General features: G+C 60.4%; 10 protein-coding genes and 1 riboswitch. Of the genes, 9 read left to right on the top strand and 1 reads right to left on the bottom strand.

Features of this window, described 5'->3' with window-relative positions; genetic code table 11:
- The coding region (thiW, locus tag H6B10_RS09185) for an energy coupling factor transporter S component ThiW (protein ID WP_204651329.1) at window positions 1-442 on the bottom strand (442 nt) is incomplete at its 3' end.
- Between the two features lie 272 nt (window positions 443-714).
- Window positions 715-824, bottom strand: a riboswitch (TPP riboswitch).
- A gap of 224 nt (window positions 825-1048) precedes the next feature.
- On the opposite strand from thiW, the gene H6B10_RS09180 reads away from it, so the two are divergent.
- The 9 genes from H6B10_RS09180 (at window position 1049) to brnQ (ending at window position 10800) form a co-directional block, all read left to right on the top strand.
- The gene (locus H6B10_RS09180) at window positions 1049-1765 is read left to right on the top strand and encodes a LytR/AlgR family response regulator transcription factor (protein ID WP_204651328.1); all 717 of its coding nucleotides are present in this window, start codon (window positions 1049-1051) and stop codon (window positions 1763-1765) included.
- Window positions 1759-3120, top strand: coding sequence for a sensor histidine kinase (locus H6B10_RS09175; protein ID WP_204651327.1), 1362 nt, complete (start codon window positions 1759-1761; stop codon window positions 3118-3120). Before H6B10_RS09180 ends, H6B10_RS09175 begins: the two co-directional genes overlap by 7 nt.
- 77 nt (window positions 3121-3197) lie before the next feature.
- Window positions 3198-3485 (top strand): winged helix-turn-helix domain-containing protein, encoded by a 288-nt coding sequence (locus H6B10_RS09170; RefSeq protein ID WP_204651326.1) that lies wholly within the window; start codon window positions 3198-3200, stop codon window positions 3483-3485.
- A gap of 166 nt (window positions 3486-3651) precedes the next feature.
- Entirely contained in the window at window positions 3652-3993 is a 342-nt protein-coding gene (locus H6B10_RS09165; RefSeq protein ID WP_204651325.1) for a heme transporter CcmB, read from the top strand.
- On the top strand, window positions 3993-5729 hold the full coding sequence (locus tag H6B10_RS09160) for an ABC transporter ATP-binding protein/permease (RefSeq protein WP_345941729.1): 1737 nt from the start codon (window positions 3993-3995) through the stop codon (window positions 5727-5729). The genes H6B10_RS09165 and H6B10_RS09160 overlap by 1 nt, the downstream gene beginning before the upstream one ends.
- A complete protein-coding gene (locus H6B10_RS09155; RefSeq protein ID WP_204651323.1) occupies window positions 5726-7381 on the top strand; it encodes an amino acid ABC transporter ATP-binding/permease protein in 1656 nt (551 codons plus the stop codon). Before H6B10_RS09160 ends, H6B10_RS09155 begins: the two co-directional genes overlap by 4 nt.
- A 16-nt stretch (window positions 7382-7397) precedes the next feature.
- Window positions 7398-7817, top strand: coding sequence for a YbaN family protein (locus H6B10_RS09150; protein ID WP_204651322.1), 420 nt, complete (start codon window positions 7398-7400; stop codon window positions 7815-7817).
- Window positions 7818-8022: 205 nt separating this feature from the next.
- A complete protein-coding gene (locus H6B10_RS09145) occupies window positions 8023-9378 on the top strand; it encodes a CNNM domain-containing protein (protein WP_204651321.1) in 1356 nt (451 codons plus the stop codon).
- 78 nt (window positions 9379-9456) lie between these two features.
- Window positions 9457-10800, top strand: a complete 1344-nt coding sequence (gene brnQ / locus H6B10_RS09140) for a branched-chain amino acid transport system II carrier protein (protein ID WP_204651320.1) — start codon at window positions 9457-9459, stop codon at window positions 10798-10800.
- Window positions 10801-11060 lie beyond the last annotated feature (260 nt).

Genomic DNA, 11060 nt, shown 5'->3' with positions numbered 1-11060 from the left:
CGGAACCGGCGGCGGTGGATACCAGGAAGGGGATAATGTAGGCGTAGAAGGCAATATCCCCGGCGGCCTGGCCCATAAAGAGAATGGCTACCGGATAGGCGCACAGCCCGCCCAGGATGGAGGTGCCGAACACCTCGGCAATCAGGGTCAGGGGCAGGTTGCGGGTACCGGCGTAGGCCAGGCCGCAAAGCAGGGCGCCGAACATGCTGCCGGGAAAGGCCATCAGGCTGCCCAGACCGGTCAGGTTGCGGATCAGGCTGGCGGCAAAAGCTACGCCGATGCCATACCACGGCCCCAGCAGTACGGCGCAGAGAATGTTGACCATGTGCTGGATGGGCGCGCACTTGCTGCCGAACATGGGGAAGGAAAACAGACTGCCGACAACGGCAATGGCACAAAAGATGCCGGCCAGGGCCAGCTTGTGAACGTTTTGATGTTTCATGACGATAACTCCTTTGCATGCGGCGGGAAAACAGCTGTACAGCGACACTTTCCCGCAAAATCACGGGCGGGGACCACCCCTGCCAACGGAAAATCGGTCGAGGCTTGCTGGCCTCCTCTCACGCCGGAACACGGCTTCCCATCGCTGTACAAACCAGACACAGGGCGCTCCCCCTCTGCCCGCCGCGGTGTCGTCCGCGGAGCGTTTTCACTTCCTTTCCCTTCAAAGACACAAAAAAATCGGGAGACGCCTGAAACGGCGCCTCCCGAAAAAAGTACAATCTCCCACGACTTCCTACGGCGGCATTATCCGCATCAGGTATAAGGGTCGAAGGTGATTCCTTCCTCTCAGCCTGTCCACACAAGCTCCCCCGGTTGTTCTGTTTGGTTGTTATTATAATCCCCTGCGGGGACTGCGTCAATGGATTTCGGCAAAAAAGTTCCCGTTACGCTTTGCCGCACTGCTCCTGCCAGAACTGCACCGCATGCCCCAGCCCGGCCTTGCAAGGGGCCGGGCTTTTGCGTTGTCCGGGCATTGACAAAGTGCGGCGGGTGTACTATCGTGAAAACAGAATTTTCCCTTTTCCCATCCTAAAAAGGAGATACCATGCTGCACATTGTACTTTGTGATGATGACGCTGCTTTTACTGCCGACCTGGCACAGCGGATCGAGGCGCTGCCGGCTTTTTCGCCGCGCAGTATGCGGGTGCGCTGCCTGACCGACCCGGCCGCCCTGCTGGCGGACGAGGAACCCTGCGACCTGCTGCTTCTGGATATTGACCTGGGGCAGTGCAACGGCATCGAGGTGGCCCGTACCCTGCGCCGTACCCGGCCCGATACCGTGCTGATCTTTGTGACGAACTATAAAGAGTACGCCCCCGAAGGCTACGAGGTCAACGCCTTTCGCTACCTGGCCAAAGGGGAACTGGACGGCAAGCTGGAAGCCTACTTTGAGGACGCCCTGGCCATCTGCTGCGCCCGCCGTCAGACGGTGGAACTGGTATGCGGCGGGGAACCGGTGGCGGTGCCTCTGCCCGCTTTAATGTATATCGAAAGCCGGGGCCGGGACCGGCATCTTCACCTGCAGGGGGGACCCCGCTCCCACCTGGTCACCCATACCACCCTGACCCAGCTGGAAGAACTGCTCCGTGATCAGGGGTTTTTGCGGCTGCACAAAAGCTACCTGGTGAATATGGCCTATCTGGATACGCTGCAAAGCACCGGTGCCCGGCTGACCGACGGTACGGCGCTGCCGGTGAGTACCCGCAGCTACCGTGTCAGCAAGCAGCGTTTCCTGGCCTGGAAAGGACGGCAGGTATGCTAGATATATGGAGTGACTTTCTTTCTCTGCTCAGTCTGGTGGCCGGTGTGGTGGGGAGCATCCTGATTTTTGAAAGCTTTTTCCACCGCCGGTGGGAACGGTCCATCCTGTGGTTGGCGCTCATTCTGGCGGCGGTGAACCAGCTTTCCAGCAAGTTTGCCTATATGGATCTTCATACCCGTACGGCTGCCGCGCTGGGCAGCTGCCTGTGCAATGCACTGATTGTGATGGTGTTCTACCGTGCCCGGTGGGACCGGGCTTTGTTTGTGTCGGTGGCGGGGTATGCGCTGTTCAGCGTACCCAACTACTGGATAGACTGGGGCGCCATGCAGCTGTTTGACCTGACCCATTTTCAGCTGATCTGGAACATCCCGCTGTATTCGGTGGTGTTTGTGATAAAGGCTATGTCCTGTTCCGCTATTGGTCTGGTGGTCTGGCTGCTGCACAAACCCCTGCCCGACAGCGATGCGGCGCCCCGGGTCTGGGTGCCGCTGGTCACCATCTTTCCCGTATTGACACTGGTGGCTTTTTATGCTGTTTACACCCGGGTCGAGCAGCAATGGGAGGGGGTGTTTCTGGTTTTGGATGTGGTGGATATAGCGGTTTTGCTGCTCTTTGACCGGCTGGAACGCAGTGCCATCGACCGGGAGGCTCTGGTAGCCGCCCGGGAACGGGCCCGTCTTCAGGACGAAAACCTGCAGGCCCTCAGTCAGGCGTACAGCGCCCAGCGCAAACTGACTCACGACTTCCGCGCCTGCCTGACCACCCTTTCCGGTATGCTGGAACAGGGGAATGTGGAACAGGCCCAGCGCTATCTGGAAGAACTGAAAATCCGCCAGACCGAACGTATTTTGCTGGTGAATACCCACAATGCGGCTATTGACGCCGTGCTCAACCAGAAAGGCTATGCCGCCCAGAAGCGGGGGCTGGATTTGCGGTTCCGGGTCAACGATCTTTCGGCGCTGCGTCTGGAACCGGTGGATGCAACGCTGGTGCTGGGCAACCTTCTGGACAATGCCATGGAAGCCTGCGCCGCTTTGCCGGAACGGGACCGCTGGGTGGAGGCAGAAATCCTCTACCACGCCAAGGGCAACCCGCCCAGTCTGTCGATCTCGGTGGTGAATCCCAGTCACCCGGTCCGGATGGAGAACGGACGGCCTGCCACCACCAAGCAGGACCCCATGCTCCACGGATTTGGCCTGCAGAATGTGGAGGAAATTCTGGAGCGGTACGGCGCCGAATACACCTGCTTTTACGAAAAAGGCCGCTTTGTGTTCAGTGCCGACTGGCCGGACCGGCCGCCGGAAAGCAAAGCTGAAAAAATCCCCCGTTCACGACACGTTTTGCCCCGTTCATGACAGTTTTGTGGAATTTCCGCCCCTGCCGGGGTATACTCAACCATAAGGCAAAGGAAACCGGGAACAGGCAGGCGGGTATGATACACTACAAAGATTTGATCATCGATACGGAGGAACAGCGGGTGTACCGCCAGGGGGAACAAGTACACATCACACAGACCGAATACCGCTTGCTGATGGTGCTGCTTAACGGGGCCGGGCGCGTTTACTCCCGGGCAGAACTGCTGCACCGGGTATGGGATGTGACCGCGCCCATCCAGACCCGCACGGTGGATATCCACATTGCAAGGCTGCGCCAGAAACTGGGCCTGCAGGGGGAGATCCGCTCGGTCATGCGCAAAGGCTACAGCCTTAAGCGCCGGTAACCTGCAAAGCGCTGTGAAAAAATAAGCTGCAGGTCTTGACAGGGGTTTGCAAAATTGCTATTCTATTCAAAGTTAGCTGCCGCTAATCGCCGGCGGCTTTTTTTGAGGCCTATCGTTAGTATATGCTAACTGCACGAGGAAACTTTGGAACAGAAAGGAATTTTGCATGAAAAGACTGTTGCATTGGCTGTTGCTGATCAGCTTTGTGGTCACACTGTCGGTGCCGTTGACAGGCCTGATCGTTCACAAACTGGCATCTGCGGTGTTTTTGCTGCTCTGCCTGGTGCACGCTGCCGTCTGCCGTCGGCGGCTGGGGCCCCGGCGTTGGGCTTTGCTGGGCGGGGTGGTGCTGGCTTTTGGCAGCGGGGTGCTCAGTCTGGTGCTGGAGGAACTGCCGCTAGTGCTGGCCCTGCATAAGGTGATTTCCATCACCTGTGTGTTCTTTCTGGCCATTCATATTTTTGTTTTTGCTCTGCGGTGCGGGCGTAAGGAGGATGCGGCGGTATGATGATCGATAAACGGCTGATTGCCCTGGTGCCGGAAAGCCGCCGTTACATTGCCGCCAATGTGGCGCTGCAATGGGTGGCGCTGGGGGCCAACATCCTGTTGGTGGGGGCTGTCAGCGGCCTGCTGGCGACCCTGTGGCAGGGCCATGTGACTGCCGCCCGCCTGGGTGGAACCGCAGCACTGGCCCTGGCTGCTTTGACGGTGCGGTTTGTCTGTGCGGTGGGCGCAGCCCGGATGAGTTACCTTTCCAGCAAAACGGTCAAAGCCCGGCTGCGTACGCTGCTGTATGAAAAACTGCTGCGCCTGGGCACGGCCTACCGGGAAGAAGTGCAGACCAGCGCGGTGGTGCAGGTGGCTGTGGAAGGTGTGGACCAGCTGGAAATCTACTTTGGGCAGTATCTGCCCCAGTTCTTTTATGCCATGCTGGCGCCGCTGACGCTGTTTGCGGTGCTGGCCCCCATTGATGCGGCTTTGGCGGCGGTGCTGCTGGTCTGTGTGCCGCTGATTCCCGCGGCCATTGCTGCTGTGCAGACCTGGGCCAAAAAACTGCTGGGCCGGTACTGGGGCCAGTATACGGCGTTGGGAGATACTTTTCTGGAAAATCTGCAGGGCCTGACGACCCTGAAAATTTACGAAGCCGATGACCGCAAGAATACCGAGATGAACGCCCAGGCCGAGGCATTCCGCAAGATCACCATGCGGGTACTGACTATGCAGCTCAATTCCATTACCATCATGGACCTGATCGCCTACGGCGGTGCGGCAGCGGGCATGGTGCTGGCGGTCAGCCGGTTTGCGGCCGGTGCGGTCAGCCTGCAGGGCTGCCTGATGATTTTGCTGCTGGCGGCGGATTTCTTTTTGCCCATGCGCCTTTTGGGCAGCTTTTTCCATGTGGCTATGAATGGCATGGCAGCCAGTGAAAAAATCTTCCGCCTGCTGGATACGCCCGAACGCCCCCGGGGCAAACAGCCCGTTCCCCGGGATTGCACGCTGGCACTGGACGGGGTGATATTTGCCTATGACCCGGAATGTCCCGTGTTGCAGGGCGTTACTATGGAATTTGCACGGGGCAGTTTCACAGCCATTGCAGGGGAGTCCGGCTGCGGTAAATCCACCGTGGCCGCGCTGCTTACCGGACGCCGCCGCTGCCGGCAGGGGCAGGTTACCATTGGCGGGGTACCGCTGGAGCAGGTGGCGGAGGAAAGCCTGGGGCGCACCGTGACCTATCTTTCCCACAACAGTTACCTCTTTAAGGGCACCGTGCGGGAAAACCTGACCATGGCTGCCCCGGGGGCCGACGATGCCGCTTTGTGGGCGGTGCTGGAAAAGGTGCGGCTGGCGGATTTTCTGCGCGCCGGGCAGGGGCTGGATACCCTGCTGGCCGAGAAAGGGGCCAACCTTTCGGGCGGCCAGTGCCAGCGGCTGGCGCTGGCCCGGGCGTTGCTTCACGACAGCCCGATTTATATCTTTGACGAAGCTACGTCCAACATTGACGTGGAAAGCGAAAACGACATTATGGCCCTGATCCGGGAACTGGCCCGGACCAAAACGGTCATTCTCATCTCCCACCGGCTGGCAAACAGCACCGGTGCGGACCGGATTTATGTGATGGACGGCGGCCGGGTGGTGCAAAGCGGCACCCATGCCGCACTGCTGGCGGCAGGCGGCCGCTACGCCGAACTCTGGAACGCCCAGCAGCAGCTGGAACACTACACCAAACAGGAGGTGCCTGCATGAAACGAAGCGGTTTTGCCGTAATGGCCCGGCTTGTGGGGCTGGTACGGCCCCTGGCAGGGTATATGGCCCTGGCCGTGACCATGGGGTTGGCCGGGCACCTGTGCGCCACCTTTTTGACGGTGTTTGGCGGGTTTGGCATCCTGCAGGTGCTGGGCTTTGCCGGGCCGCTGCCGCTGGCAGGGCTGTTCGGGGCGGCTGCCCTTATGGCGGTGCTGCGGGCGGTACTGCGCTATGGGGAACAGGCATGCAACCATTTTATTGCCTTCAAACTGCTGGCCTTGCTGCGGGACCGGGTGTTCCGCGCCCTGCGCCGTCTGGCCCCCGCCAAGCTGGAAGGCCGGGACAAAGGGGACCTGATCACGGTCATCACCTCCGACATTGAACTGCTGGAGGTATTCTACGCCCATACCATCTCTCCGGCGCTGATCGCCCTGCTGTTCAGCGGCATTATGGTACTGTTCATCGGCGGGTATCATCCGCTGCTGGGGCTGCTGGCCCTGGCGGCCTATGGGGTGGTGGGCATCGTGGTGCCGCTGGTCACTTCCCGGGCAGCGGGGCAGGATGGTCTGCGGTTCCGCAAGGATTCGGGGGCGCTGGCAGCCTTTGTGCTGGACAGTCTGCGCGGCCTGCCGGAAACACTCCAGTACGGCGCCGGGCAGACCCGTCTGCGGGAAATGCAGGAACGCACCAACAAACTTTCGGAGGAAGAAGCCCGGCTCAAACGCAACGCGGGGCGCAACACCGCCGCCACCCAGCTGATTTTGTGGACCTTTGACCTGGCCATGCTGTCTGCAGCCTCGGTGCTGTATCTGCGCGGGGCGGTAGGGCTGGATGGCGTGCTGATTCCCACCATCGCGCTTATGAGTTCCTTCGGTCCCACGGTGGCGCTGGCCAGCCTGGGGGCGACGCTGCAAAACACCTTTGCCGCCGGCAACCGGGTGCTGGATATTCTGGAGGAGGTGCCCCGGGTACGGGATATCCATGGCCACCCTGATGTGACCTTCGGGGGCGCAGGGGCGGAAGGGGTGACCTTCGGCTACGGAGACGAAACCATTCTGCAGGATGTGTCGGTGCCGATGCCCCAGGGGCAGACCATCGGCATTGTGGGCCGGTCGGGCAGCGGTAAATCCACCCTGCTCAAGCTGTTTTTGCGGTTCTGGCAGGTACAGCAGGGCTGCGTTCAGATTTCGGGCTGCAATGTGGAGACCATCAACACCCACAACCTGCGCCGCATGCAGGGGCTTGTTACCCAGGAAACCCATCTGTTCCGGGATTCCATCCGCAACAACCTGCTCATTGCCAAACCGGACGCCACCGATGAGGAACTGCAGGCGGCCTGCCGCAAAGCGTCCATTCATGATTTTATTGCCGCATTGCCCCAGGGGTACGATACCCCCGTGGGAGAACTGGGCGATACCCTCTCCGGCGGCGAACGGCAGCGCCTGGGGCTGGCCCGGGCGTTTCTGCACGATGCACCCTTCCTGCTGCTGGACGAACCTACCAGCAACCTGGACAGTCTGAACGAGGCGGTGATCCTGCGGGCGCTGGAAGGAGAACACGGCAAACGCACGGTGGTACTGGTATCGCACCGGGCGTCCACCATGGGCATTGCCGACACCGTCTACTCGGTGGAAAACGGACGTGTCAGCTGATGAAAGGAGAACCCGCATGTCGCTTCGCAAACTCTGTTATCTGATGTTGGGCTTCCTGGGCCTGGGCCTGGGGGCGCTGGGGGCGGTGCTGCCCCTGCTGCCGGCTTTCCCGTTTTTGCTGGTGGCAGCCTACGGCTTTGGCAAAAGCAGTGACCGGCTGGACCGCTGGTTCAAGGGGACCCGCCTCTACCGGGAAAATCTGGCCGATCTGGCCGCCGGCCGGGGGATGACCCGCCGTGCCAAAATCCGCATAATGGTTACGGTCACCCTGCTTATGGCGGTGGCCTTTGCGGCCATGCACGCCGTGGCAGTGGGACGCATCGTGCTGGCCTTTGTCTGGGTAGGGCATGTGCTGTACTTCCTGTTCGGCGTCAAAACCTTGCCGGAGGTTTCCGCTCCTGCACGGGAATCTGCCCCGTCGGGGGACCCCTCTTGACGCGGCGGTACCGGCAGGGTATAATATTACACTAAGACAGTAGTTACTGCGGAAAGGAAACGGATCATACTATGAATGTTGAGGGCGAAGCCGACCCGGCCCGACCGAATCATTCTGTTTATCAAAAGGCATAGCCCCGTCGCACTGCGGCGCAGGGCTGTGCTTTTTTGCGTCTTTACCGCCAAACAACAAAGGAGAAATATCTGTGGAAAACTTACCCGCCCAAATTCTTTTGCAACTTGTATTCATTCTGCTCAACGCCTTTTTTGCGGGGTCAGAGATCGCGTTCCTCTCTCTGAATGCGGTCAAGCTGGCCAAACAGGCAGACGGCGGCGATAAAACCGCCGGTAAACTGCTGGCCCTGGTGGAAAATCCCAACCGGTTCCTGTCGGCCATTCAGGTAGCCATTACCCTGTCGGGATTCCTGGGCGCCGCCTTCGGTACCGAGAACTTCTCCGGCTACCTGACGGATTTCCTCACAGGTTTGGGGCTGCCGCTGCCGGCAGGGGCACTGTCGGTGGTATCCATGGTGGTGGTCACCATTGTGATTTCCTTCTTCTCCATCGCCTTTGGCGAGATGGTGCCCAAGCGCATCGCCATGCAGCGGCCGGAAGCCTGGGCCCGGGCGGCGCTGGGGGTCATGCACGGCATCAGTGTGGTGTTTGCCCCCATGATGGCGCTGCTGGGGGTGACTACCAACGGTACTCTGCGCCTTTTCGGCCTGAAAACCGAAGCCGAGGATGCCGCTGCCAGTGAGGAGGATATCCGCCTGATGGTGGAAAACAGCGGGGAGCAGGGCACCATCGCCCAGGAAGAACAGCAGTGGATCGAGAACGTTTTTGATTTCGGCGACCTGACGGCCAGCGATGTGATGACACCGGAACCGGAGGTGGAAGCCATCGCCCTGACCCAGGACCCGGAAGAAATTCTGCATACCATCCGCCGCACCGGCCTGAGCCGCTACCCGGTCTACCGCGAGAACGTCAACGATGTGTGCGGTATCCTCAATGCCCGGGATTTTCTGCTCAACCGCCAGCAGGAGAACCCCCAGCCGCTGCAGGCACTGCTGCGTCCGGCCTATTTTGTGCCGGAAAATGTCCATGCCGACCGGCTTTTCCGGGATATGCAGGCCAATAAACACCATCTGGCTGTGGTGGTGGATGAATACGGCGGCACCGCCGGTATCGTGACCATGGAGGATCTGCTGGAGGAGATTGTGGGCAATATCTATGATGAATTTGACCCCGAGGAACCCCAGCCCATTCTGGAAGTGGCCCCCGGCGTCTGGCAGGTGGAAGGCAGCCTGAGGGCCGAGGACCTGGCCGATATCTTGCAAATCGAACTGCCGCCGGATGCCGATTACGAAACGGTGGGCGGTATGGTCATGAGCTGCCTGCACGCCATCCCCCAGGACGGCGCCCGCTTTACGGTGGAAACCAACGGCCTGCGCATTGCGGTGGAAGACGTGCGGGACCGCAAGATCGTGCGCGCACGCATCGAAAAGATCCCCGCCGGAAATGGAGAGCAGGGCACCCCGGCGGAAGAACCCCGGGACAAGTGATTTTGCGGGGCCGGGGTTTACCCGGAACGGCAACTGCGTTATAATGAAACCGAACGTATCATGTGTAAGAGGCATAGGATGATGAAAAAACTTACCTTCCGGCAACTGATCGTGGTTGCCAGCATGCTGTTCGGCATGTTTTTCGGCGCAGGAAACCTGATTTTCCCGGCATCCATGGGGCAGCTGGCGGGGCGAAACCTCTGGCTGGCCTCGGTGGGCTTCCTGATCACCGGTGTGGGCCTGCCGCTGCTGGGCGTGGCGGCGCTGGGCGTCAGCCGGGAAGAAGGGCTGCTGGAGCTGAGCAGCCGGGTGGGCAAAGGCTACGGACTGTTCTTTACCTGCCTGCTGTACCTGACCATCGGCCCGTTTTTTGCCATTCCCCGTTGTGCCACGGTGTCGTATACCGTGGGCATCCAGCGCATGCTGCCCCAGACCGGGCAGACGGCGGCTCTGGCCGTTTTCTCGCTGGTGTTTTTTGGGGCGGTGCTCTTTTTCTCGCTGCGTCCCGGTGAGATTTTGACCTGGATCGGCAAAGTACTTAACCCGCTGTTCCTCTGCTTTCTGGCAGTGTTGATTCTGCGGGCGCTGACCGCTCCGCTGGGGGCGGTGGCGGACATTGAACCCACCGGCAGTTATGCCGCGGCGCCGCTTTCCACCGGTCTGCTGGAAGGGTACAACACCATGGATGCTTTGGCCGGGCTGGCCTTCGGCATCATTGTGGTCCACGCCATCCGCAGCCTGGGGGTGGAAGAACCCGGCGAGGTGGCCAAGAGCACGGTGTTTGCGGGACTGTTCAGCTCGCTGCTGATGGCACTGATTTATCTGATGGTTACGGTGGTGGGGACCCAGAGCCGCGGCCAGTTTGAAGCTTCCAGCAACGGCGGCGAAGCCCTGGCCCAAATCGCCGGATACTACTTTGGTCCTGCGGGAGCGCTGATTCTGGCGGCCACCGTCACCATTGCCTGCCTGAAAACGGCGGTGGGGTTGGTCACCAGCTGCGGCGAAACGTTTGTCAAAATCTTCCCTGGCGGGCCTTCCTACCGGGCCTGGGCGGTCACCTTCAGTGTGGTGTCCTTCCTTGTTGCCAACCTGGGGCTGAATGCCATTCTGGATTATTCCACCCCGGTGCTGATGTTCCTTTATCCGCTTTCCATTGTGCTGATTCTGCTCACCCTGGGCGGCAGTCTGTTCGGCAACCACCGCACCGTGCTGCGGTGGACCATCGGCTGCACCATGGTGGCGGCGGTCTTTGACCTGCTGCGGGCCCTGCCGGCGCAGGCCCAGGCGGCTTTGCATCTGGAACCGGTGGTGGATTGGGCGCAAACCTGGCTGCCGCTGTGCAGTCAGGGCTTTGGCTGGGTGCTGCCCGCTGTGGTGGGCCTGGTCATCGGTCTGGTGCTGCGCCGGGTGCGTCCTGCCTGAATATCCTAAGAAAAGCAATAAATCCCCGTCGCTGCGGTTTTTCGCAGCGGCGGGGATTTTTATTATGTCAGGCAGGGGTTGTTCAGCGCTTACGGCGGCGTACCAGATACAAGCCGGTCAGCGCAAGCCCGCTGACGATGGTGAGAATTGCCACCGGTACCACCGGGGCGGACGGCACCTTTGTGTTCCAGAATCCCGACGGTACCCTGCTGAGCCTGAACAACCTGAAAAACGAGTACGGCGGTCCCGATGACACCGGC

The sequence above is a fragment of the Gemmiger formicilis genome, from assembly GCF_016901605.1.
Classification (GTDB): Bacteria; Bacillota; Clostridia; order Oscillospirales; family Ruminococcaceae; genus Gemmiger; species Gemmiger formicilis_B.
This window is presented reverse-complemented; position numbering and strand designations above follow the sequence as displayed.